The sequence below is a fragment of the Acinetobacter sp. Root1280 genome (assembly GCF_001425285.1).
GTDB classification, from domain to species: domain Bacteria; phylum Pseudomonadota; class Gammaproteobacteria; order Pseudomonadales; family Moraxellaceae; genus Acinetobacter; species Acinetobacter guillouiae.
The window spans coordinates 421,779-446,243 of sequence record NZ_LMED01000012.1 but is presented as its reverse complement, the minus strand read 5'-3'; the positions used below and the strand labels follow the sequence as shown (position 1 = coordinate 446,243).

28 protein-coding genes are annotated in these 24,465 nt (G+C 38.6%); 22 read left to right on the top strand and 6 right to left on the bottom strand.

Features of this window, described 5'->3' with window-relative positions; all coding sequences use genetic code 11:
• Positions 1-97 precede the first annotated feature (97 nt).
• The 7 genes from thrS (at position 98) to ASC84_RS11920 (ending at position 5,059) form a co-directional block, all read left to right on the top strand.
• Positions 98-2,020 carry a threonine--tRNA ligase gene (gene thrS / locus ASC84_RS11950; RefSeq protein WP_004723075.1) on the top strand — a complete coding sequence of 641 codons (1,923 nt, stop codon included), beginning with the start codon at positions 98-100 and terminating at the stop codon, positions 2,018-2,020.
• Positions 2,021-2,025: 5 nt separating this feature from the next.
• The gene (infC, locus tag ASC84_RS11945) at positions 2,026-2,577 is read left to right on the top strand and encodes a translation initiation factor IF-3 (protein ID WP_081401514.1); all 552 of its coding nucleotides are present in this window, start codon (positions 2,026-2,028) and stop codon (positions 2,575-2,577) included.
• Positions 2,578-2,665: 88 nt separating this feature from the next.
• Positions 2,666-2,998, top strand: coding sequence for a hypothetical protein (locus ASC84_RS11940; RefSeq protein ID WP_056514891.1), 333 nt, complete (start codon positions 2,666-2,668; stop codon positions 2,996-2,998).
• Positions 2,999-3,178: 180 nt separating this feature from the next.
• Positions 3,179-3,796, top strand: a complete 618-nt coding sequence (locus ASC84_RS11935) for a glutathione S-transferase N-terminal domain-containing protein (protein WP_004723071.1) — start codon at positions 3,179-3,181, stop codon at positions 3,794-3,796.
• An 88-nt stretch (positions 3,797-3,884) separates the two neighbouring features.
• Entirely contained in the window at positions 3,885-4,172 is a 288-nt protein-coding gene (locus tag ASC84_RS11930; RefSeq protein ID WP_004723070.1) for a hypothetical protein, read from the top strand.
• Positions 4,173-4,206: 34 nt separating this feature from the next.
• Entirely contained in the window at positions 4,207-4,629 is a 423-nt protein-coding gene (locus ASC84_RS11925; protein WP_056514888.1) for a hypothetical protein, read from the top strand.
• A gap of 4 nt (positions 4,630-4,633) precedes the next feature.
• Positions 4,634-5,059, top strand: coding sequence for a YqaA family protein (locus ASC84_RS11920; protein WP_056514885.1), 426 nt, complete (start codon positions 4,634-4,636; stop codon positions 5,057-5,059).
• 101 nt (positions 5,060-5,160) lie between these two features.
• Here ASC84_RS11920 and ASC84_RS11915 read toward each other — a convergent pair whose 3' ends face one another.
• Positions 5,161-5,916, bottom strand: a complete 756-nt coding sequence (locus tag ASC84_RS11915) for an energy transducer TonB (RefSeq protein ID WP_056514882.1) — start codon at positions 5,914-5,916, stop codon at positions 5,161-5,163.
• A gap of 137 nt (positions 5,917-6,053) precedes the next feature.
• Positions 6,054-7,304, bottom strand: a complete 1,251-nt coding sequence (locus tag ASC84_RS11910) for an MFS transporter (RefSeq protein ID WP_056514879.1) — start codon at positions 7,302-7,304, stop codon at positions 6,054-6,056.
• A 224-nt stretch (positions 7,305-7,528) separates the two neighbouring features.
• On the opposite strand from ASC84_RS11910, the gene rpmI reads away from it, so the two are divergent.
• From rpmI to ASC84_RS11880, 6 genes are all read left to right on the top strand, one after another.
• Positions 7,529-7,723, top strand: coding sequence for a 50S ribosomal protein L35 (gene rpmI / locus ASC84_RS11905; RefSeq protein WP_002054552.1), 195 nt, complete (start codon positions 7,529-7,531; stop codon positions 7,721-7,723).
• An 11-nt stretch (positions 7,724-7,734) separates the two neighbouring features.
• The gene (rplT, locus tag ASC84_RS11900) at positions 7,735-8,094 is read left to right on the top strand and encodes a 50S ribosomal protein L20 (RefSeq protein WP_056514876.1); all 360 of its coding nucleotides are present in this window, start codon (positions 7,735-7,737) and stop codon (positions 8,092-8,094) included.
• 226 nt (positions 8,095-8,320) lie between these two features.
• Positions 8,321-8,698: a hypothetical protein gene (locus tag ASC84_RS11895; RefSeq protein WP_056514873.1), complete on the top strand. Its 378-nt coding sequence runs from the start codon at positions 8,321-8,323 to the stop codon at positions 8,696-8,698.
• Between the two features lie 135 nt (positions 8,699-8,833).
• On the top strand, positions 8,834-9,031 hold the full coding sequence (locus ASC84_RS11890; protein ID WP_004723056.1) for a hypothetical protein: 198 nt from the start codon (positions 8,834-8,836) through the stop codon (positions 9,029-9,031).
• Between the two features lie 97 nt (positions 9,032-9,128).
• The gene (locus tag ASC84_RS11885) at positions 9,129-9,659 is read left to right on the top strand and encodes an adenylate kinase (protein ID WP_056514871.1); all 531 of its coding nucleotides are present in this window, start codon (positions 9,129-9,131) and stop codon (positions 9,657-9,659) included.
• Positions 9,660-9,824: 165 nt separating this feature from the next.
• A complete protein-coding gene (locus tag ASC84_RS11880) occupies positions 9,825-10,373 on the top strand; it encodes an NADAR family protein (RefSeq protein ID WP_056514870.1) in 549 nt (182 codons plus the stop codon).
• A 44-nt stretch (positions 10,374-10,417) separates the two neighbouring features.
• Here the strand turns inward: ASC84_RS11880 and ASC84_RS11875 are convergent, their stop codons facing one another.
• Positions 10,418-11,446: a hypothetical protein gene (locus ASC84_RS11875; RefSeq protein WP_056514867.1), complete on the bottom strand. Its 1,029-nt coding sequence runs from the start codon at positions 11,444-11,446 to the stop codon at positions 10,418-10,420.
• 217 nt (positions 11,447-11,663) lie between these two features.
• Between ASC84_RS11875 and pheS the strand changes: the two genes are divergently transcribed.
• From pheS to ASC84_RS11860, 3 genes are all read left to right on the top strand, one after another.
• On the top strand, positions 11,664-12,644 hold the full coding sequence (gene pheS / locus ASC84_RS11870) for a phenylalanine--tRNA ligase subunit alpha (protein ID WP_004723046.1): 981 nt from the start codon (positions 11,664-11,666) through the stop codon (positions 12,642-12,644).
• A 130-nt stretch (positions 12,645-12,774) separates the two neighbouring features.
• Positions 12,775-15,156 carry a phenylalanine--tRNA ligase subunit beta gene (gene pheT / locus ASC84_RS11865; RefSeq protein ID WP_056514863.1) on the top strand — a complete coding sequence of 794 codons (2,382 nt, stop codon included), beginning with the start codon at positions 12,775-12,777 and terminating at the stop codon, positions 15,154-15,156.
• A complete protein-coding gene (locus ASC84_RS11860; protein ID WP_004723042.1) occupies positions 15,153-15,449 on the top strand; it encodes an integration host factor subunit alpha in 297 nt (98 codons plus the stop codon). The genes pheT and ASC84_RS11860 overlap by 4 nt, the downstream gene beginning before the upstream one ends.
• A gap of 401 nt (positions 15,450-15,850) precedes the next feature.
• On the opposite strand, the gene ASC84_RS11855 is transcribed toward ASC84_RS11860, so the two are convergent.
• The 3 genes from ASC84_RS11855 to trxA form a co-directional block, all read right to left on the bottom strand.
• Positions 15,851-16,099, bottom strand: coding sequence for a hypothetical protein (locus ASC84_RS11855; RefSeq protein ID WP_056514861.1), 249 nt, complete (start codon positions 16,097-16,099; stop codon positions 15,851-15,853).
• A gap of 381 nt (positions 16,100-16,480) precedes the next feature.
• Positions 16,481-17,749: a transcription termination factor Rho gene (rho, locus tag ASC84_RS11850; RefSeq protein WP_004723038.1), complete on the bottom strand. Its 1,269-nt coding sequence runs from the start codon at positions 17,747-17,749 to the stop codon at positions 16,481-16,483.
• Between the two features lie 344 nt (positions 17,750-18,093).
• Positions 18,094-18,420: a thioredoxin gene (gene trxA, locus ASC84_RS11845; RefSeq protein ID WP_004723035.1), complete on the bottom strand. Its 327-nt coding sequence runs from the start codon at positions 18,418-18,420 to the stop codon at positions 18,094-18,096.
• A 292-nt stretch (positions 18,421-18,712) separates the two neighbouring features.
• On the opposite strand from trxA, the gene ppx reads away from it, so the two are divergent.
• The 6 genes from ppx (at position 18,713) to ASC84_RS11815 (ending at position 24,375) form a co-directional block, all read left to right on the top strand.
• Positions 18,713-20,233 carry an exopolyphosphatase gene (gene ppx / locus ASC84_RS11840; protein ID WP_056514857.1) on the top strand — a complete coding sequence of 507 codons (1,521 nt, stop codon included), beginning with the start codon at positions 18,713-18,715 and terminating at the stop codon, positions 20,231-20,233.
• A 102-nt stretch (positions 20,234-20,335) separates the two neighbouring features.
• Positions 20,336-21,160 (top strand): acetyl-CoA carboxylase carboxyltransferase subunit alpha, encoded by an 825-nt coding sequence (locus ASC84_RS11835; protein WP_004819131.1) that lies wholly within the window; start codon positions 20,336-20,338, stop codon positions 21,158-21,160.
• Positions 21,097-22,476 carry a tRNA lysidine(34) synthetase TilS gene (gene tilS / locus ASC84_RS11830; protein WP_081409357.1) on the top strand — a complete coding sequence of 460 codons (1,380 nt, stop codon included), beginning with the start codon at positions 21,097-21,099 and terminating at the stop codon, positions 22,474-22,476. Before ASC84_RS11835 ends, tilS begins: the two co-directional genes overlap by 64 nt.
• Positions 22,473-23,303, top strand: a complete 831-nt coding sequence (gene proC, locus ASC84_RS11825; protein ID WP_004819135.1) for a pyrroline-5-carboxylate reductase — start codon at positions 22,473-22,475, stop codon at positions 23,301-23,303. The genes tilS and proC overlap by 4 nt, the downstream gene beginning before the upstream one ends.
• 26 nt (positions 23,304-23,329) lie before the next feature.
• Positions 23,330-23,899, top strand: a complete 570-nt coding sequence (locus ASC84_RS11820) for a YggT family protein (protein ID WP_004723028.1) — start codon at positions 23,330-23,332, stop codon at positions 23,897-23,899.
• Between the two features lie 113 nt (positions 23,900-24,012).
• Positions 24,013-24,375: a hypothetical protein gene (locus tag ASC84_RS11815; RefSeq protein ID WP_056514851.1), complete on the top strand. Its 363-nt coding sequence runs from the start codon at positions 24,013-24,015 to the stop codon at positions 24,373-24,375.
• The last annotated feature ends 90 nt before the right edge of the window (positions 24,376-24,465 follow it).

Below are 24,465 nucleotides of genomic sequence, written 5' to 3'. Positions count from 1 at the left end.
TTGTTCCACCGATTTTATCTTGAGGATCTTCCTCGATCATAATCTCGCGGTGACATGCTCCATTGTACGGGGCATCACTCCTTAAGGATTTTTAAATATGCCTATTATCACATTGCCAAATGGCGATCAAAAAAGTTTTGATCAAGCTGTTTCCGTTATGGAAGTTGCTCAAAGTATTGGACCTGGACTGGCTAAAAATACAGTTGCTGGGAAAGTAAATGGTCGCTTAGTCGATGCAAGTGATTTAATTACCGAAGACTCAACCTTACAAATCATCACTCCAAAAGATCAAGACGGTGTAGAAATTATTCGTCACTCTTGTGCACACTTGGTGGGTCATGCGGTAAAACAACTCTTCCCTGAAGCAAAAATGGTGATTGGCCCTGTCATTGAAGAAGGTTTCTACTATGACATCTGGATGCCTCGTCCATTTACTTTAGATGATATGGCTGCAATCGAAGCGCGCATGAAAAAGCTTATCGATCAAGATTATGATGTCATTAAAAAAATGACACCTCGTGATGATGTGATTGCTGAGTTCACTGCACGTGGTGAAGATTATAAGTTACGTTTGATTGCTGACATGCCTGAAGAAACTCAAATGGGCTTGTACTATCATCAAGATTATTTAGATATGTGTCGTGGTCCACACGTACCAAATACTAAATTTTTAAAGTCATTCAAATTGACTAAAATCTCTGGCGCTTACTGGCGCGGTGATGCTAAGAATGAACAATTACAACGTATTTATGGTACTGCTTGGGCAGACAAAAAAGAATTAGCAGCATATATCAAGCGTATTGAAGAAGCTGAAAAGCGTGACCATCGTAAAATTGGTAAAGCTTTAGATTTGTTCCATATGCAAGAAGAAGCACCAGGTATGGTGTTTTGGCATGCCAATGGTTGGACGATCTACCAAGTGCTTGAACAATACATGCGTAAAGTTCAACAGGATAATGGCTACCAAGAGATTAAAACACCACAAATTGTAGACTTCACTTTGTGGGAAAAATCGGGTCATGCTGCCAACTATGCAGAAAATATGTTTACGACCCATTCAGAAAGTCGTAACTATGCGGTAAAACCAATGAACTGCCCATGTCACGTTCAAGTGTTTAACCAAGGTTTAAAATCTTACCGTGATCTTCCAATTCGTTTGGCAGAGTTTGGTTCATGCCATCGTAATGAGCCATCAGGTTCGTTACATGGGATTATGCGTGTACGTGGCTTTACTCAAGATGATGCACATATTTTCTGTACAACTGAACAAATTGGTAAAGAAGTTGCAGACTTTATTAAACTGACTTTAGATGTTTATAAAGATTTTGGCTTTGAAGAAGTTCAAATGAAATTGTCTACACGTCCTGAAAAGCGTGTGGGTGCTGATGAACTTTGGGATGTTGCAGAAAAATCTTTAGCGGATGCTTTAGATGCTGCAAATCTTAAATGGGAAGAACAACCTGGTGAAGGTGCTTTCTACGGTCCGAAGATTGAATTTTCATTAAAAGACTGTTTAGGACGTATCTGGCAGTGCGGTACAATTCAGTGTGATTTTAACTTACCGTTACGTTTAGACGCTTCATATGTAACAGAAGATAACGATCGTGACCATCCTGTGATGTTACATCGTGCAATTCTTGGCAGTTTTGAACGTTTTATTGGTATACTAATTGAACACTACGCAGGCTTTATGCCACCATGGTTGGCTCCAATCCAAACATGTGTCATGAATATTACGGATTCTCAAGCGGAAGCTTGTGAGCAAGTCGTCGCAAAACTCAAAGAAAATGGAATTCGAGCAATTTCAGACTTGAGAAATGAGAAAATCGGCTTTAAGATTCGTGAGCGTACACTAGAGCGTATTCCATACCTATTGGTACTTGGAGATCGAGAAGTAGAGGAAGGGACTGTGAATGTTCGTACTCGCTCTGGAAAAAATTTAGGTACTATGTCAATAGACGCATTTATTGACCTAGTGAAAGCAGCCGTAGCCGAACGCGGCCGGTATATTGTGGAGTAAGAAAGATTAAACAGCCTGACCGTAACCAACAACAAGGTGCTAAAAGTAATCGTCCTGCATTAAATGATGAGATCAAAGCGAAAGATGTGCGTCTCGTTGCTGCAGATGGAGAGCAAAAAGGCATCGTTTCACTTGCTGAAGCTTTGCGTGCTGCTGAAGAAGTTGATCTTGATCTTGTTGAGATCGTAGCGAATGCAGAGCCACCTGTTTGTAAAATCATGGATTTCAACAAACATTTATTTGACTTGAAGCAAAAGCAAAAAGATGCGAAAAAGAAACAGCATCAAGTTCAAGTGAAAGAAATTAAGTTGCGCCCTGGTACAGACGTTGGTGATTACAATGTTAAGTTGCGTGCTATTCTGAAGTTTCTTGAAGAAGGCAACAAAGTCAAAATTACTCTACGTTTCCGTGGTCGTGAAATGGCTCACCAACAGTTGGGTCTTGCACAATTGCAAAAAATTGAAGCAGACGTAGCAGAGTTTGGTATTGTTGAACAAGCACCAAAAATGGAAGGCCGTCAAATGGGTATGTTACTTGGACCTAAAAAGAAAAAGTAATTATTCATCTGTTAAAAAAGCACTGCATTAAGCAGTGCTTTTTTACGTTAAAATGCGGGTAAATTAATCTGAATCGAGTGGAGTTGATATGTCATCTATTCAAAATTCAAATGCGCTATCGAGTATTAACCAAAAAATTATTCAAGCAGGTGAGGTGTTGCCTGTGGTTAAATTAAAGGATGGCAGTGCTGTACAAACGGGTACAGTGGCAACCATGTTGCATAATATCAATCTGTATAACTCAGGTTTAAGAGGAGAGATTGAGCAAGAACTGATACTTGCTATCCCCACCTTAGTGAAAGTTGGTTTATTTGACTTATTTAATCCAGATGAATGGATATTGGGAAACAATGCTGGTCGTAAATTTGTGGGTGAGAAGGCCAAAGCATATATAGATGCAATTGCTGAAGTAGATATTTGAAATTAATATCATAATATGAGAACGTACTGTATTTAATAAAATGCAATAACATAATTTTAGAATAGATTATTAGAATAATCTCTTTTTATAGCATACTGAATCAAGCCAATTCATGTTATAAAAGTAAACGATTAACGCAATAAAATTCAGAAAATACGTGAAAACGAAGAAGGATGAAATATGATTGATCTCTATTATTGGGGTACTCCCAATGGTCATAAAATTACCATTGCACTTGAAGAAATGGGTTTGGATTATCAGATTTTTCCCATCAACATCTTAGAGAATGACCAGTTCCAGCCCGATTTTCTTCGTATCTCACCGAACAATAAAATCCCCGCGATTGTGGATCAAGATGGTCCGAATGGTGAGCCGATTTCAGTATTTGAATCAGGCGCAATCTTGCAATATCTTGGCCGTAAAACAGGACTGTATTATCCAAGCGATGAGCAAGATCGTGTTGAAGTCGAACAATGGTTAATGTGGCAAATGGGTGGGCTAGGGCCGATGTTAGGGCAAAACCATCATTTTGGTAAATTTGCTAAAGAAAAAATTCCTTATGCAATTGATCGTTATGTTACTGAAACTCAACGTTTGTATGGTGTTTTAAATAAGCAGCTCATTGGACAAAAATATGTGGCTGGTGAATATTCGATTGCAGATATGGCCATTTTACCGTGGGTATTACGCTATGAGTGGCAGCAAATAGAGCTAGATGATTATCCTTATGTTAAAGAATATATTGAGCGTTTAACTGCGCGCCCAGCGATACAAAGAGCGCTATCAATCAAAGTTTAAAATATATTTTATGTTAAGATGAGAAACCACGTTATGTGGTTTTTTATTTTTAAATAATCGATTTTTGGATGGTTGGTAGGCTTTAGTCATGAAAGATTTCTTTTTGAACTTTACGAAAATATTAGAAACGAATCCAAAAATCTACTGGAGTATTATTGTCGGTATTGCAGGTTGTTTAATGCTCTATATTGCGGAAATTGTGCATATCCAAAATATTTTAGAGCAATTAAATGGTCAAGCATCAGCACTGATTAGAAGTGTGATCGACCCGATTGCGCAACGTTATCAATGGTCTCGGATTATCTTTATGTTATTGGCGATCATTTGGGCGCATTTTCAGTATCGTAAAACCAAAAAAATGCTAAATTTAGGGTGATCGAACTGTTAGTAGTACATTCAACAGGGGGAGTATGAAGCAAAACTTTGTTTGGCACTTCCTTATCTCTTTTGCAGTGATACTAATCACAGCAATGCTTTGTAGCATCTTGCAGTATCACTCTGCATATGATTACTTCTGGTTTATTATTTTTAGCATCGTGAGTGTTTCAGGCTTGGTTTTTGCTATGGTCTTTGGCATTTTTCAAAGTAAATTACAGCAAAGTCTTTTGAATACCACGATCTTACTCGTTTTGCTTTCGCTTTATTTTATTGTTTTATTCTACGGCTTTATTCATATCAAAATTGATTGGCAAGCGATTTCAGAGGGTAAAGCTCAACTCACATTGTTGCAGAAATTTTTTAAATCAGATCTTTCATTTTGGTTGGCTTTTCTTGCTCCCTTTATACTGTCATTCTTGACTTATACTTTAAAACCTAAACCCAACTTTAGCTAACTTTATGGCTTATCTTCTCTTATTTCTTTCCGCATTTGGTGCTGCTACTTTACTCCCGTTGCAGTCAGAAGCTGTATTGCTTGGACTATTGGTACAAACACAATATTCTGCATATTTACTGCTTGCTGTTGCAACGATTGGCAATGTTTTAGGTTCATGCGTGAATTGGTATTTGGGACTCAAAATCGAGCAGTTTAAAGATAAGAAATGGTTTCCTGTCTCTGAAAAGAGTATGCTTAAAGCTGAGAAAATCTATCAAAAGTATGGCTTTTGGTCTTTGTTATTAAGCTGGACTCCAATTATTGGAGATCCAATCACACTTATTGCAGGGCTAATGAAAGAGAACTTTTGGCGTTTTCTTTTGATCGTGACTATTGCAAAAGGTGGTCGGTATGCTTTTATCTATTTGGTGTATATCGGATTATTTTAATAAAAAGGTTAGGGGCTGTTGACAAGCCATTTATGAAATATCAACGGGGACCCTAAAGACACAAAACTATCTTTAACCTTAAAAGACGCATCTTGATGAATTTATTTACATTCATTGATTTTAAATTGAATCTCATCATTGAAGTTGGATTGTTTATAGATCCATAAAGTACGATAAGAACGTTTTACATTGATTGATGCATGCTCAACGGCTGCAAGTACTTGTTGATCAAGTGCATTAATACCAGAACGTTGAGTTAGCTTAACTTGGGTAATTTCGCCTTGTTTATTGGCTTTAAATTTAAACTTTACTGTACGATCTTTATTCTTTAATAGTGATTGATCCAGTGCGAGTAGTGGTTGCTTTAAATAAACAAAGGCAACCGACTTATCGAGTTGTTGTTTGTTCCAATTCTTTGAATTAAAGCTATATGTACATTGCTTAGAACGCTGAACATGATCCGTTGCATTCTCTAGCGTTAAGGTAAATGTTTGATAACCGACTAAAGCAATGGCTTTTCCATTTTTTGAATAGGGTTTTACTTTTGCATTTTCCACAGCATCTACAAGTTTCTGATCCAATGCACGGATGCCTGTACTCTCTTGGATATCGGCCTCTGTGATTTCACCAGCGTTATTGGCTTTTACTCGAATGATTGCTGAACGATCTTGATCTTTTAATTCAGTGATTTGATAGTGAATTTGAGGAAATTTGACCCATTGTATACGTGTAGTCAAATGTTGAGGATCATTTTGTTCAGATTGCTCCCCTTTGACTTTTATTGTAGGAAGTTTATCCGCACTATAGCTATAGGTTGAAAGGCACAATAAACAAGTGGTAAAAAGAGCTTTATTCATAGGTTTGGCAATCCATGCAGTTTAATACGCATGAGAGTAGTTTAATTGCGCAAAGTATTTATCGAATTTTGTATTCTCGCAATAGAAAATGCACCTGAAGGTGCATTTTTTTACTGTTTTTTATTCAGCCAAACACATTATTCTTGGCCTTTGGTGATGTCTACTTTGAATAAATCAGAAGTTTTTACCCAACTTATTGCGACGACAGCCAAGGTCATACACCCACCAAATACAGTGGCTGTGATTGTTCCTAAATATTTTGCAGCCAGCCCAGATTCAAATGCGCCCAATTCATTACTCGATGAAACAAACATCCCATTCACCGCAGCGACACGGCCACGCATATTTTCAGGTGGGTAAACTTGCAAAATGGTTTGGCGTACAACCACTGAGATACTGTCACAAGCACCAGTCATAGCCAAAGCAAATAAAGAGAGCCAGACGTTGTTTGAGAATGCAAAAATAATGGTAAACACCCCAAAACCTGCAACTGCAATCAGCATATTTCGCCATGCATGATGTGTAGGTGGAAATTTGGTTAAAGCGATCATGGTGAGTAACGCGCCAATAGAGGGGGCCGCACGTAAATAACCTAAACCTTCAGGTCCAACTTTTAGAATATCTTCTGCAAAAATTGGCAGTAGGGCAATCACACCACCAAACAGCACTGAAACCAAATCTAAAGATATGGCCCACAGTACAATTTTGGTTTTCCAAATAAAGCGAAAGCCTTCACTTAAACTGTCCCAAAGATTGTCTTGTTCCATAGTAGGGAAAGTACGCTTCTTTAATAAGTTAATCAGACAGAAGCAAATAAATAAAAGTACCGCTACCGAGAGTAAGCTGTTTTCACGACCGATTCCTGCCAGCATAAAACCACCCAGCATTGGGCCAATAATGACACCACTTTGCCATCCAATCGTGGTCCATGTTGCACCATTGGCATACAGTTCACGAGGAATTAAAAATGGTTTTAATGAGGTTGCTGATGGATTGTAGAAACCTCGGATGGTACCCAAACCAAAAATAACCGCATAAATCCCCCAAGACAGTGTAGTCACACCAATTTGGCCATGATCATAACTGTGAAATAACCACCAAAGCACCAATGGCAAAGGGAAGGAGAAGAATAAGCAAACTTTCATTATGGTTTGTTTATTCAGCTTATCTGCAAAATAACCGCCCCAAAGCGACAGCGCAATAAACGGGATTGCTTCTGCTAGTCCAATCAGACCCAAGGTAAGCGGATCTTTGGTAATTTGATAGAGTGAATAGGCAACAATAATTTCTTGAATTAAAATTGCGAGTGTTAAACAAAATTGATTGATGGTAACAATTGAGAAATCTCGATAGCGAAGCGCAGCAAAAGCATCCTGTGCAGGGGGCATAACTGTCCAGTTTTATCATGATGTGATGATTATAAAGATTTAATCCTGATTTTTCTTATAAAACTAGGTGAAATTTACATCGAAAATTACATTGGAGAATTGTGAAATTGTTGGATGTTTTGCTTTTGTTTTGTACAGAGATGATTTAGAATATTGCCTCCCTTACCTGCAGGTCGTTGTCGCAATGGTGCGAACGTACCGAACAGGTGTTTAAAGAGGTTGTTATGGCTAAGTTAAAAACTCGCCGTGGTGCAGCTAAGCGTTTCAAAGCGACTGCTAACGGTTTCAAGCGTAAACAAGCGTTCAAACGCCACATTTTGACCAAAAAATCTGCTAAACGTATTCGTCAATTGCGCGGTTGTGTCATGGTTCACGTAAGTGACATGAATTCAGTTCGTCGTATGTGCCCATACATCTAAGGAGATTATAAATGGCTCGTGTAAAACGTGGTGTACAGGCTCATCGCCGTCATAAAAAAATTCTTGCTCGTGCTAAAGGTTACTATGGCGCGCGTTCACGTGTTTATCGTGTAGCGTTCCAAGCAGTAATTAAAGCAGGTCAATACGCTTACCGTGACCGTCGTCAAAAGAAACGTCAATTCCGTGCTTTATGGATTGCGCGTATCAATGCTGGTGCTCGTCAAAATGGTTTGTCGTACAGCCGTATGATCGATGGCTTGAAAAAAGCTCAAGTGATCATCGACCGTCGCGTACTTGCTGACATCGCTATGCATGACTCAGTTGCATTTGCTGCTTTAGCTGAAAAAGCTAAAGGCGGATTAGCTGCTTAATCATCTTCGATGATTAAAAAAGACCGCTTTTATAGCGGTCTTTTTTATGCCTAAAAATTTATTTTCAAACTATTGCGGGAACTTTTCGAGATGAGTTTCTATTGAGTTTGATTGTTCGAATACAGCACTAATCAGTAAAATTTGTGTTGAAGTAAAATCTGTCATTATGGTTGCTCTAACTATTTTGTTATAGCATTGAATTGACCAAATTATAGAATCTAGTCTTATGCGTAAACAATATCACTTTCGCCAAGTTGGTGAAGACACTTATATTTGGGATGTGCATCATCTGGTTGAACTGAGCCAAGACTTCCCAATCCATGAAGTTCCATTATCTGATATACAAGAACTCAATGAAGCGTATTGGTTTCCAGATACACATCCAACAACACAGCAAATGATTGAACATTTTCAACTGATGCAACAGGCAGATCTAAGTTATCCAATTATTCTATCTGCTGATGGCAGGGTGATGGATGGTATGCATCGTGTGGCAAAAGCAAAATTACTCGATCATCTTACGATTAAAGCCGTCAGGTTTAAAATTACACCACCAGCAAATTTTATCAATATTGACGAGGATGATTTGGATTATGATGATTGAGTAGGCCATCCGAATGATTTAAACATTCAAATAACTTTGCATACACATTACACAATATCAACGTGAAAACATTATTGTTTTAGAAATAGCTCGCATAGAGTAGAACAACGAATAATAGAAAATGATGGAGTGGGTATGCGTGTTGAGATTGAAGGTTTACAACAAGGTGCAATTGAAGTTGAGTTGCAACTACTACCCAGAGTTGGGGAAGTTTTAAAAGTGATGTATGGTGCAGATGCGGAAGTTAAAGGTGAAGTAACAGCAGTTGAGCACTATATCAATCAACATGCAAATGAACATAAAGTGATACTCAGCATACGGCCCGTATTTTGATATAGATCAGCTAAAATGATTGAATGATGATTGGGTTGTTACGTGATTTAAAGTAGCTTATTTGGCTACTTTTTATTTTTAGAGAGTTCTTAAATCTATGAAACGCATCAATGTCGTGGGGACTTCTGCGTCAGGAAAAACAACATTTTCAATAAGATTGGCTCAAAAATTAAAACTCACCTACATTGAATTGGATGATTTATTTTGGCTAGATGATTGGCAAGAGTCTACCGATACTGCATTTTTTCAGAAAATTCAGGCCAAATTAGATCAAGCTAAATCTGGTTTCGTCATAGATGGTAATTATACGCGAACCATGCAGATCAAATGGCGAGATATTGATACTGTAATTTGGTTGGATATTCCTTTTTATATCAATCTTTACCAATCCATACAGAGAGCTGTTCGTCGTGCTATTTTTAGACACAGACTTTGGGAGAGTTCAAATAATCGTGAAAGTTTTAGTAAAATGTTTAGTCGTGACTCGATTATTTGGTGGATGATTAAAACGCATCAAAAAAATCGACAGCAATATATAACGATGATGAATGATCCTCAATATTCACATATTCGATTTATCCATTTAAAATCGCGAAAAGCTGCTGATCAATTTTTGAGTTTAATTTAAGTCCTTTATAAGTTAGGATAAATTTTGAAAAAATATAACAATACGTGTCGAATATTTTTATGAAAAATTAAGTAGAATCGTGATTGAATAAGAGGTTCATGCTAATGATGGTGATGGCATAACAGAAGTATTGTATCAGTGGGATATTAATCATAGGACAATAAAATGAGTGATTCTCAATTTTTAACAACTTTACAAGAACAGGTAAAGAACGGGCAAAAGTATAGTTATTTGTGTTTTTGGGGGCATAGTCAAAAGACTTCTGGAAAAATAGACAAGAGCTGTTTAAGTCAATGGTTTCCTGCAAAATTTGAAATTGATGGTGTCAATTATCAAAGTACAGAACAGTATATGATGGCGCAGAAAGCCAAACTATTTAATGACGAGGATATTTTTCAGAAAATTTTACAAACAGACGATCCTAAGAAAATAAAAGCATTAGGTCGTTTGGTCAAAAATTATCAAGATGAGATTTGGATTGCTCATCGTTATGAAATTGTGGTTCAAGGTAATTTGGCTAAGTTTTCTCAAGACAATGATCTTAAAGCGTTTCTACTGAGTACCTCAGATCAGATCATCGTTGAAGCCTCGCCTGTAGATCAAATTTGGGGGATTGGACTTGCAGCAGATCATGTTAATGCGACAAATCCAAACGCATGGCAAGGTTTAAATCTTTTGGGTTTTGCCTTAATGGAAGTAAGAAAGCAACTTTAATGTTGCTTTCTTTTTAAGATTCATTTTATCAAATAGATAAGACATTATAGTCCAAAATAATAAGCCGCAAGGCAGATTAAAATGGTCACAATAATTAATGCAAAAACACCTGTTTTACCTGGCTTATGCTCAGGATTTACTTTGCTGTTGAAAGCTTGACGCTGCTCGGTTTTGATATTGTCATGCGTTTCAAAGGGCGAGGCAATTTGTTTTGGCGTTAAGCGTGCAGATTTATAATGATTTGCAACTTTAACGATAAATTTTGATTTTAAATCTTCAACTTTTTGGAGGAAATGGCGCAAATTCATTTGTTCTTCAGGGCTCATGATTTGCTCATTTTCATCATAGGGATGCTTTAATTTTGTAGAAATAAAGCTTTCTAATGCATCGATACGACAGAAGGTTTCATGTGCGTAATCAGCTTGATAGTCAGTGGGTAACAGCGCAAGTTTAAGGCTTGAATCCTCGGCCGTATATAGCGTTTCATCTAATCCATAATAAGGTAAATCTTTATTTACAGGTTCTGAAAAACCTTTGGCATATTGAGTATCGAACAATTCATTGTCTGTATAAACTTGAATATCATCCCAATTCGGTTGAACTAAATCTTGTTCAATCCGTTTAATCAATTTTGCATTGAGATCATAGCGCCAAAAAATCTCGGTACGCAAATCGGGACGTTGCTGCTCAGGCGCTTCATAATCATTTTCTGCGCTATACCATTCTGCCAATTCTTTACCAAAAATCCATGCAGTTTTCTTTTGTTGATCATGGCTAACAATAAAGTGTGGGATGGCTAACAGTTCAACATTGGCATTTGGATTTTGTTCATCGTTTAAAATGCTCGCGCTATGTAAGCTGAGTCGATACACGCCTTGTTTTTTTAGCCCTTCAAGCCAAATCTGAAAATGCTGTGCCAATAGGTGTTGGTTGGTTAAATCACGGAAGCCAAAAGCATGCTGATTAAAAATGGCATGATTGACCCAACGAGAAAAACTGATCCCTTGAGTGAGATACTCATTGCCATAAGTGACGAGTGTAAGTTGACGTTTCCAGATTTGATCGAGTGCCATTTTTTATAGATCTCAGCGACATTAAATCCATTTTATACTTTTTATAAATCAAAGTTCTAGCATTTCAACAGGAATCAAACAGGGAAATATACAAATTATTTAGAATAAGTTGTGACTAATCGTATTTTTTGTAAAGCGGAAACTTCATTCAACTGCATAAAAACTGTTAGAATATAGAGTTATATTATTTTTCTAAAATATTGCTTTGAGAGTTACTATGTCACTGGAAGCCCTGACCACTGAAGCGCTCGCTGCGATTGCAGCAGCTCAAGACCTGACTACACTCGACCAAGTACGAGTGCAATTTACAGGGAAAAAAAGCCAGCTTGCGGAACAATCTAAGGCACTTGGCAAAATGGACCCTGAAGAGCGTAAAGTTCAGGGTGCTGCAATTCATGCAGTACGTGAAGCGATCAGTGCAGCGTTGACTGAACGCCAAACTGAATTACAGAAAGCTGAATTAGAATTAAAGCTAGCAAGTGAAACAATCGATATTACTTTGCCTGGACGTGGGCAAGCTGTAGGAAGTATTCATCCCGTTACTCAGGTTCAAGAACGTATTTGTCAATTCTTTACCAAAGCGGGTTTTACTGTTGCGACAGGGCCAGAAGTTGAAGATGATTATCACAACTTTGAAGCATTGAATATTCCAGGACATCATCCTGCACGTGCGATGCATGATACTTTTTACTTTGATGCAAATCACTTGCTACGTACCCATACCTCAGGTGTACAAGTACGCACAATGGAAAACTCGCAACCACCGATTCGTATCGTTTGTCCGGGGCGTGTCTATCGTTGTGACTCAGATCAGACCCATTCTCCTATGTTTCATCAAATCGAAGGTTTATACGTTGCTGAAAATACCAGCTTCGCAGAATTAAAAGGTTTGTTGATTAATTTGCTAAATGAATTTTTTGAGAAAGATTTAAAAGTACGCTTCCGTCCGTCTTATTTCCCATTCACAGAGCCAAGTGCTGAGGTGGATATTATGGATGAGCGTGGTCGTTGGTTAGAAGTTTTGGGTTGCGGTATGGTGCATCCAAATGTTCTACAAGCTGCGGGTATTGATCCTGAAAAATATAAAGGCTTTGCATTTGGTCTCGGTGTAGAGCGTTTCGCAATGTTGCGTTATGGCATCAATGATTTACGTATGTTCTACCAAAACGATGTGCGTTTTTTACGCCAATTTGCTTAACAAATTTATACCTCTCCCTGACCTCTCCTAAAAGGAGAGGGGATGTCCAAGATAATGAGACGAAGGGTTCTGCCTCTTTTTAAAGGGGAGTCAGAGAGGAATTCATTGATATTGAATATAGGTTTTAGAAATGAAAATTAGCGAAAATTGGCTTCGCACATGGGTCAACCCTGCAATTGATAGCGATACATTGTCTGATCAACTGACCATGTTGGGACTTGAGGTTGATGAACTGGTTCCTGCAGCTAAACCATTTACAGGTGTGGTGATTGGTGAAGTTTTAACTGTTGTACAGCATCCTGATGCAGATCGTTTACGTGTCACCACAGTGAATATTGGTTCGGGTGAACCTTTGCAAATCGTATGTGGTGCGCCAAATGTACGTGTTGGGATGAAAGCACCAGTTGCAACCATTGGTGCAGTGCTCCCGGGTGATTTTAAAATTAAAAAAGGCAAACTTCGTGGTGTTGAATCACAAGGAATGCTGTGTGGTGCTTCAGAAATTGACCTTGAAGATAAAATTGATGGTCTGTTAGAACTTCCTGCAGATGCTCCTGTAGGCACAAATATTCGAGAATATTTAAATCTTGATGATCATGTGATTGATATCAGCATCACGCCAAACCGCGGTGACTGTTTCAGTATTCGTGGGGTGGCACGTGAAATTGGGGTAATTAACCAATTGCCTGTAACAGCACCTGCAATTCAAGAGGTTGCGGCTACGATTGTTGATCAGAAGCAAGTCGTTGTGACAACGGATGGTTGCCCTCGTTACTTAGGCCGTGTGATTAAAAATGTAAATACCAAAGCACCTACGCCAGCGTGGATGGAGCAAGCTCTAGCACGTTCAGGTATTCGTCAACACAGTATTCTTGTTGATATTACCAACTATGTGCTTATGGAGATTGGTCAACCGTTGCATGCGTTTGATGGTGGTCAGGTTCAAGGTTCAGTGCATGTGCGTCAGGCAAGTGCAAATGAAAAGCTTGTTTTGTTAAATGAACAAGAAATTGAATTGACCGAAGATGTTATGGTGATTGCAGATGATGTAAAAGCATTGGCGATCGCAGGTATCATGGGGGGGTTATCCTCATCTGTAACAGATGAGACCACTGAAATTTTCCTTGAATCTGCATTCTTTGCACCATTACATATCGCAGGCCGCGCACGCCGTTATGGTTTGCATACAGATGCGTCACAACGCTATGAACGTGGTGTGGACTTTGAATTGCCTATGATCGCAATGCAACGCGCTTCACAATTGATTCAAACCCTTGCAGGTGGTGATTTCGGTCCAATTACCGTATCTGAAAAAACTGAATTATTGCCTAAGCGTGAAGCAATTGAATTGAATCAAGCGCAAGTGGATCAATTGCTGGGTTATCAAGTTCCTACTGCATTTATTACAGATGCACTGCAACGTTTAGGTTGTGATGTGACTGTAAAAGCTGAAGGTGAATGGACTGTTGTACCACCATCACATCGTTACGATATGGCAATTTATCAAGATTTGATTGAAGAAGTTGCGCGTATACATGGTTATGACAATATTCAAATTAGTCTGCCAGTGATTGATGTAAAACTTGCTAAACATCAGGATCAATTTGAACTGACTCAGTTACGTCAAACTTTAGTAACACTGGGGTATCAAGAGGCGATTAGTTTTAGTTTTGCAGATTTAAAACTTGAAAAACAATTGAATTCACAAGTAAACCCATTGGCGCTTGCTAATCCGATTTCAAGTGATTTGGCAGTCATGCGTTCAACCCTGCTTTCAAGCTTAATTCCGTGTGTTCAGTACAATATCAATCGTCAACAAAGTCGTGTGCGTTTCTTTGAGCTAGGGTTACGTTTTGATTATCAAAACGCGAAAAGTATAGAAGATTTGAAACAGATTCCAACTTTGGCTATGATTGCTGTAGGATCAAAACAAATTGAATCTTGGCATGGAAAAGCTCAAGTTATGGATTTCTTTGATCTCAAGGGTGAGGTCGAAGAGATTTTAGCAGCTGGACGTGTTCACGTTGAATATGTTCGTTCTGATCGTGAATGGTTACATCCAGGTCAGTCTGCGGAAATTCTCGTGGATGGGAAATCAGTAGGTTATTTAGGTCGTCTACATCCATCTTTGGAAAATGCACTGGATTTGAGCACAACTTGGATCGCAGAGCTCGACCAATCGGCTGTTTTGCAAACTTATGTATCTAATTTTACAGAATTATCACGATTTCCATCGGTTAGACGTGATATTGCGCTTGTAATTAGTGATAAGATTAATGTTAGTGAAATTCAGCAACTTATCGAAAAAACGGGTGGAGAGCTTTTAGACTCTACTTGGTTATTTGATGTGTATACAGGGCAAGGTGTTGAACAAGGTAAGCGCTCTTTGGCATTTGCATTGTTATGGCAACATCCATCACGTACACTCGAAGATGCTGAGATTAAATCCGGTATGGATCATATTATTCAAGTGTTAGAAGACACTTATCAAGCGACATTGAGGGCCTCATGACAGCATTAACAAAAGCAGAAATGGCTGATCATTTAAGTGAGCTTACGAGTTTAAACCGTCGTGAAGCAAAACAAATGGTCGAGTTGTTCTTTGACGAGATTAGCCAAGCATTAATTGCTGGCGAGCAAGTCAAACTTTCAGGTTTCGGAAATTTTGAACTACGTGACAAGCGTCAACGTCCAGGTCGAAATCCTAAAACTGGAGAAGAGATTCCAATCTCAGCACGTCGAGTTGTAACATTCCGTGCAGGTCAAAAATTTAGACAACGTGTGGGTACAGAACAAGAAGATTAATCGGCAATTTGTGTGTCGTAAGATGAAAGCTCTGTAATCTAAAAGTTTTGTAAGATAAAAACCCTGAGTAATGTGCTTGGGGTTTTTTTATTGCAAAAAATAAATACCATTCCACTTATGTGGGATAAATTTATTTTGAGAAAATTCTAAGTATCTTTATAAAAATGCAAATAAGTAAAATATTCTAGTGTTGCTTAAGATGATCTGAATACGCTTGCAATTTTAAAGGGCAATAACCAAAGTAGAATAGAGTGGTGTGGTTTTGTGCTTATTAGATCTAAAGGGCTGTAGTGAAGGGTAATGCGGCTTGTTTATGATGATTTAAACTTTAAAGTAAAAAACAAAGCAAAAAAAAGAGAACCTAAAAGGCTCTCTTTTCTTGATAATAATCTAAGCGATTATTAGTGAGCAGCTGAAGCAGCAGCTGAAGCATCAGCAGCAGCAACAGTAGCTTCAGAAGCAGCAGCAGTCGCAGCAGAAGCGTCAGCAGCAGCAGCGTCAACAGCAGCAGTAGCTTCAGAAGCAGCAGCTACAGCTTGAGAAGCAGCAGCATTTGAATCAGCAGCAGCTTCTTCAGTTTTTTTAGCACAACCAACGAAAGCTAAAGTGGTAGCAACTGCAGCAGCAATAGCGATTTTTTTGAATAACATGGCATCACTCTCATAAATTTAATTGAGACAAAAAACCCAAGTTAGCCTGTTTTTTGCTTTTTGCATGAGCAGTCTAACTGGTATGCGAATATGCTATCACTGCGCATTTTGAATTGCTACTGTTTATCTTAAAAAAACTGACCAAATTGATGAAAAAATGATGTTTTTTTAACAGTATTTTACAATCAAGTTGCGTTTTTAGATTGGTTTATTGATAAATAAGTTATTAATAAATATAAAAAATCTTGATTAATAATTTTTATATTCAAATATTTGCAATATCGTGTAACGTTGAAACTCGATGATTGTATATTTATGTAAGTAATGTCAACCAAATAAAAAGGCCACTCTTTAGAGTAGCCTTTTTAAATATTTATTGAATTAGTTGGCAGCTTTGCGCTTCATTTGATCAAAGAAATCATCATTTGTTTTGGTTTCTTTCATGCGATCCAACAAGAATTCCATTGCTACTAATTCATCCATTGGATGAAGAAGCTTACGAAGAATCCATACCTTACGTAGGTTTTCTTCGCTCATGAGACGCTCTTCACGACGCGTACCCGATTTTTTGATATTCATTGCAGGGAAGACACGTTTTTCAGCGATACGGCGGTCAAGGATGATTTCTTGGTTACCTGTACCTTTGAATTCTTCGTAGATTACTTCATCCATTTTACTGCCTGTTTCAATCAAGGCAGTCGAAATAATGGTGAGAGAACCGCCTTCTTCGATATTACGTGCGGCACCAAAGAAACGTTTTGGACGTTCTAAGGCATGGGCATCAACACCACCCGTAAGTACCTTGCCTGATGAAGGAACAACAGTGTTATAAGCACGTGCTAAACGCGTGATTGAGTCAAGCAAGATTACAACATCTTTTTTGTGCTCTACCAGACGTTTGGCTTTTTCAATCACCATTTCAGCAACTTGTACATGGCGAGCTGGAGATTCATCAAATGTTGATGCAACAACTTCACCACGCACAGTACGTTCCATTTCGGTCACTTCTTCTGGACGTTCGTCGATCAGAAGGACAATCAGGAAACATTCAGGATTGTTACGCACAATAGATTGGGCAATGTTCTGTAATAACATCGTTTTACCCGCTTTTGGTGGTGCTACGATAATTGAACGTTGACCTTTACCGATGGGTGCAACTAAGTCCACGACACGCGCTGTCAAATCTTCAGAAGAACCATTACCCAGTTCCATAACCAATTGCTCAGTTGGGAAAAGTGGTGTGAGGTTTTCAAATAAAATTTTATTGCGTGAGTTTTCAGGGGTGTCGTAGTTAATTTGATTAACTTTTAATAATGCAAAGTAACGTTCACCTTCTTTAGGTGGGCGAATCGTACCTGTAATCGTATCACCAGTTCGTAGATTAAAACGACGAATTTGTGAAGGACTAACATAGATATCATCCGGACCTGCAAGATAAGAACCTGCAGCGGAACGTAAAAAGCCGAAACCATCAGACAAAATTTCAAGAACACCATCACCAAAAATTTCTTCGCCATTCATTGCATGGCGTTTGAGGATGGCAAAAATGATGTCTTGCTTACGGTTACGAGCCATTCCTTCAAGGCCCATAAACTCAGCAATTTTAATGAGTTCGCCGATCGGTTTTTTCTTGAGTTCAGTTAAATTCATAAATGGTCAGATTGAATAAGGATGTGTGGAACACAGATAAAGAGAAAAGAAGCAAAAGTCGCCAGCAGTGTAATAGGTGAGTTGAAATTGTATAGACACAAAAACAAACTCAGAATCTATGTAGTTCTTTCGAGGAGAAATATGTAAAACAATTTCTGTTGCCGAACGGCGATCTTATGTGTTGTCCTTTAAGAAACAGGAAGAGAATCCTAATGTTCCTTGAGCATGGAATATAAGTTAGATCAACAAGTTTGTCAAATTATAGTCGAAAAAAAATACGCTAGAAAATCAAGCGTATTTCTCATTTTCCTAGATTTATACAAATAATGTATAAATTCAGCAAATTAAATATTTTCTTCAATGAATGCAGTTAATTTAGATTTTGGCACTGCACCAATTTGTTGAGCAACAACTTCACCATTTTTAAACATCAATAATGCTGGAATGTTACGAATGTTGTAGTTGACCGCAGTTGCTTCACACGCAGTTACATCAACTTTAACGATTTTAACTTTACCTTCAAATTCAGTTGAAAGTACTTCAAGGACTGGTGCAATCGCTTTACACGGTGCACACCAGCCTGCCCAGAAATCTACGATTACAGGGATATCAGATTGAAGTACATCTGCATCAAAGTTGTCATCAGTGGTATTTACGATATTGCCAGACATGGATTTTGCTCCAAAATATTTTAAAGATGAATCTATCTATGGATATAAGTATTACATAGTCATCTTTAACAATGTAGGGGGATACTTAAATTTTCATTCTAATTTGTGAGTTTGTCCAATTGATGCTCACGATATTTACAATCGGATCTTTAGAAAAACCAGTGAAACTGTCACATAATTGTCATATATGCTGAAAAAATAATGACTCATCAAATTGTCTAAATAAATGGCTTTTAAAAAGCGTGTATGTGAATTAATCTAAGCAGCAATTCAGTATGAGTTTGTATAAATAATGTCTGATTTTTTGATTGATGAAGAATTACTTGCTGCGATTGATATGGGGTCAAATAGTTTCCATTTGGCAATTGCTCGTGTGGATCATGGTGAAGTTAAGAAAGTTGCTTCTATGTCAGAAAAGGTTCAGCTTGCAGCTGGATTAGATGAAAATAAAAACTTAACTGAAGCTGCACAGCAACGAGGCTTGGCTTGCTTAGCGCGTTTTGTTGGGCGTTTAAGTTCAGTACAGCCGACTCGACTCAGAATTGTTGCGACAAATGCGCTGCGTCAAGCGAAAAATGGGCATGAATTTATTCAAAAAGCAGCGGAGATCTTGCCAAAACCCATTGAAATTATTGCGGGACGTGAAGAAGCCCGACTCATTTACTTGGGTGTTTCACATACCATGGCCAATAGTGGTCGACGTCTGGTGATCGATATTGGTGGTGGATCTACTGAACTGATCATTGGTGAAGAGTTCGAGCCGATTCATACCGAATCTTTACAAATGGGCTGTGTTGCCTTTACTAAAGCCTATTTTGCTGATGGTGATATTAACAACAAAGCTTTTGATAAAGCTGTGGTTGCTGCACGAAAAGAATTATCTTCGATTGCAAATACCTATAAAGCTGCTGGCTGGGATACTGTGGTCGGTTCTAGTGGAACCATCAAAGCATGTCGCCAAATTGCAGTCAATATGGGCTGGAGTGATGAGCAAGAGAATCTGACTCGTGAAGGTTTAGAAAAATTAAAAGACAAATTGCTGAAATTTAAAAATATTTCAGATATGGAATTTGATGGTTTAAAAGAAGATCGCCGAGCAGTATTACCTGCGGGTCTAGCGATCCTTTATGCTGTGTTTGAAGTCTTGAATATTGATAAATTGGTATATTCAGATGGGGCATTACGTGAAGGTGTAATGTATGACTTACTCGGCCGTTTCCAACACGAAGATATTCGCGATCGTAGTGTACAGGCGATGATGGGACGCTATGGTGCAGATGCAAAACAAGCTGAGCGTGTGGTTGAAACAGCACAACATTTGTTTAATGCTGTGGCCAGCACACTTAACTTAAACAGTGATGATAGTGATCTGTTGCGTCGAGCTGCTTATTTGCATGAGATGGGTTTAGCCATTAGTCATAGTGGTTATCAAAAGCACAGTGCTTACTTATTACAACATTCAGACATCCCCGGTTTTTCACAAATTGATCAAAACCATTTGTCACATTTGGTCGCTCATCACCGTCGTAAATTACGAGTAGATGCCAAATTAGACGTGTTAAAAGTGGGCGGTAACAAGCTTGTGTACTTGTGCTTGTTGCTTCGTCTTGCAGTTTTACTAAATCATAGTCGTAGCGATGAGATGCTTCCTGCCATTGAATTGACAGTGGAGAATGAGCAACAATGGCAACTCAGCGTTTCTGGTGATGCCAAACAATGGCCATTGCTGGTTGCAGATTTGCATGATGAGCAAGTGCAATTTAAGCATTGGGACATTGAATTGAATATTCAGTCGGAACAGTTTATCGATTAACTTAAAGGTTTGGTGATGATGGAATGATCAATCATTTCATATCACTTAAACCTAAACTTCCGATGCGTAATCCATCGGTGAATTAGGGATAATACTCGACTTATGAAAAATAAAGCTGCTCAATCTCAAGCTTGGAAAACGGTTCAAATTGCACGTCACCCTGAGCGTCCGCAATTTTTGGATTACGTAGGCGAAATCTTTACTGAATTTGATACCTTGCATGGTGATCGTCTATACGGTGATGATGGTGCGATGGTGGGTGGATTGGCCCGTTTTAACGGTCAGCCAGTAATGGTTGTGGGCCAACACCGTGGTCGTAGTACGCGTGAAAAATTACAGCATAACTTTGGGATGTGTAATCCTGAAGGATACAGAAAGTCTCAACGCTTACTGGATATGGCGGAACGCTTTAATCTTCCAGTGTTTACTTTTGTTGACACCATGGGAGCATACCCGGGTATTGGTGCTGAAGAGCGTGGTCAAGCAGAAGCAATTGCAACCAGCTTAGCGCAACTTTCAAGCCTTAAAGTGCCAGTCATTGCAACTGTTTTAGGTGAAGGTGGTTCTGGTGGTGCGTTGGGCATCGGTGTTGCAGATCGCGTTATTATGCTGTCACACAGTATTTACTCTGTGATTTCACCTGAAGGTTGTGCTTCTATTCTATGGAAAACTGCAGATAAAGCAGAACAAGCCAGTGAAGCACTTGCATTAACTGCTGACAAGCTCAAAGAAATTGGTATTGTTGAATATGTGGTTGATGAAGGTGAGGGTGCTCATTTACATCCTTTTGAGGTTATGGAAAAACTCAAGGATGTGTTAAAACAAGCGCTTGATGAATTACAGCCAATGACTGCGGAAGAACGATGCGAAGCACGTTATCAACGTTTAATGAAGTTTGGCAGCGACAATTTAGGTCTTGCTTCTTAAAACAGTATTCTCAATTTCCTGAAAATACCCGTTTCTTAATCGGATGTAGTGGTGGTATGGATTCCATGCTGTTGCTACATTTGATGGCACAACTTTTCCCCAAGCAAATTCGTGCAATTTATGTCAATCATCAACTGCAAAAAGTCAGTGATGCGTGGGCTGATTTTGTTGCTCAACAATGCACAGCGCTGAATATTTCTTATATTCTTCAGCCGGTTCAAGTCGCTCAAGGCAATCTTGAGAATCAAGCACGTCAAGCGCGTTATCAAGCCTATTTACAGCATATCGATGAAAATGAGGTATTGGTTCTTGCACATCATCAGCAAGATCAGGCTGAAACGTTAATGCTGCGTTTGCTATCAGGTGCGGGGGTTACAGGTCTATCTGCAATGCAATCCATCGATCAGCGCGATCAATTGCTGATTTGGCGGCCTTTACTTGATACTTCCCGTGAGCAGATTTGCCAATGGGTTGAGCAACTGAAAATCGATTATGTGGATGACCCTTCCAATTTAGATATACATTATGACCGTGCGTGGTGTAGACATGAACTTTGGCATATTTTGCAAAGCCGTTATCCTAAAATGCAGCAAGCATTGGCACGTACCAGCTATTTAATGCAAGATGCTGATGAAATTCTCAATGAGGTGGTACAACAGGATTTAAAGTTCTGTGGTCATCCTACACAATTGGATTTAGCCAAATTGGCATCACTTTCCCCTGCTAGACAGCGGCAACTTCTCTCTATGTGGATGAAAGGTGAGGGGGCATATCGCCCAGCCTTGGACATGGTGCAAAGGCTACAAGATGAAGTAATTGAGTCTAAGACAGATGCGCAAGCCGCTTTACATTGGAATCATTTCTATTATTTACGTTATCAAAATCAGCTTTATCGAATTGAACAAAACCAATATTTAGCATCAAAATCTAAACAATTGCCTCAAGAACAGGAAGTTCAATTTCAGCTTCATCAACAACTACAATTCACATCTGGTGTGTTTCAGATCGAAAGCTCTAAAATGGGCCTGGCTTTTGCATTATTCAATCATAAGCTAACATTAAAGCCGCGTTTGGGTGGTGAAAAAATTCATCTTTATGGCAGAGTAGGTGCTTGGCCCTTAAAAAAAGCTATTCAAGAAGCACATATTTTTCCGTGGATGCGTCATACAATTCAAATATTAAGTGTAGATAATGTTATGCTTGGGGTGTTTACACCAAATGGTTTTTGGTTGGCACAATCTGAATATTGTGAAGTGGGTGGATGGCAACCAAATTTAATCTCTGAGTTAAAAACTAAGGTCGAGCGTGATTCATGAGTGCAGCGTTAAATTGTAATATTACTTTCATTGGTGGTGGGAATATGGCACAAGCCCTAATCGGTGGCTTGTTGAGTCGTGGATTACCTGCAACACGTATTACAGTTTCTGACCCCTTTGAAAACATTCGACAATTGCTACAAGAAAAAGATGTTCATGTGACTGATGATAATATCGCAGCAATTAAAAATGCCGATATTGTTGTTTTTGCTGTAAAACCTCAAGTTTTGGGTGGGGTGCTTAAACCTTTAAAAGGTTTACTCGAAGATAAATTATTGATCTCAATCGTTGCTGGTGCTGAAATTAAAACGATTTCAGACTTAACCGGCAGTGAGCGTGTTGTTCGTGTTATGCCGAATACCCCTGCTTTGGTTCAAACTGGTGCACATGGTATGTTTGCGAAACCAGAGGTCAGTGCTAAAGACCGTGAATTGGCAACACAAGTACTTGCTGCGACAGGTTTAACGCTTTGGGTGAGTTCTGAAGCACAGATTGATGCTGTAACTGCTGTTTCTGGTTCTGGTCCTGCATATTTCTTCTATATGATGGAAAGCATGATTCGTGCTGGAAAAAATATGGGTTTAGATGAAAAGGTTGCGACTGCTTTAACTTTACAAACAGCACTTGGTGCAGCACAAATGGCAATTACCAGCTCAAATGCACCTTCAGAATTGCGTAAAAATGTGACTTCTCCAAACGGCACTACACAAGCTGCTTTAGAAGTATTTGATCGTGCTCAAATTTCTCAAAATATTCAGACAGCTTTAGCTGCTGCGCAGAAGCGTAGTCAGGAACTGGCTCAAGAATTAAGTGACAGCATTAAATAATTATTGATTTTTAGGAACGTTCCAGTATGGGTGCAAATTCTGCGCAAATTTTTGGCATTATTATTAACGTAGCGATTTTGCTCGTATTCTTTCGTTTTTTAATGCAATTGGCCATGGTGAGTCCATACAATCCAGTGGTGATGTCGACAGTTAAAGCGACAAAAATTGTGGATATGTTTGGGCGAATTTTTCCGCCTTTGGCCAAAGGGCGAGTAAATACAGCTGCATTAGTTTTGCTAGTGGTGTTATATCTGCTTAAAATTTTTGGAATGATGTACTTGCAAGGTGCAATACCCAATAGTCCTGTACATTTGATCATTCTAACTTTTGTTACCATGATCCAAGACCTGATTCGTTTTTGTCGCTATTTAATTTTTGCGACCATTATCCTCAGTTGGGTGGTGATGTTTACTCAGTCGAGATCACCTTATATTGAAGTGATTCAAGAGCTTGCTGAACCGTTGTTGGCACCGTTCCGCCGTATCATGCCAAATATGGGAATGATTGATCTTTCTCCAATTTTAGCGATTTTGGCATTGATCATTGCTGAAAAAGTTATGGATTATGCTGCGATTGCATTGTTAACAGGTCTTTAATTTACCAGTTTAAATAGCAAAAGGACTCAATCGAGTCCTTTTTTTGTGAGATAAAGCAAATGGTGATCTAAGTGGGTTATTAGTAAACTTTAAATGGTAAAAAATAGAATCATATGAAAATTAAAACCAATAATTTAAATGCAGAGTTTTATTTGGCTTCGCTCGCTTTGGGTGTTTTAGAGGCAATGAAACTGGGGGCTGTTCAGCCAGAAGTCGGGATATGGTCATTAGGAAGATTACAAGGTTTACATCAGTTTGAGCATTCATTAGTTCTCTCTGAAGATTTGAAGTATGTGATTGGTTGTTTTGATGAAATTGATGTGTGGTCGAGTTTAGATCCTAAAAATGGTTTAGAAAAACAACAAACCATGATTGAAGAGTTAAAGGTGCTATGTCTGAATATTTTAAGAAATTTAAGCTACAAAGAAATGAGTTTAACAATCACATTATCAATGGAAGAGCATGATTTAGATTAGAGTTTTTGATAATTTAGCTATATTTATGGCAAATATGTTGGATATTTAAATATAGTGATTTGAAAAATATTAGTATTTAGTTGGGATGAC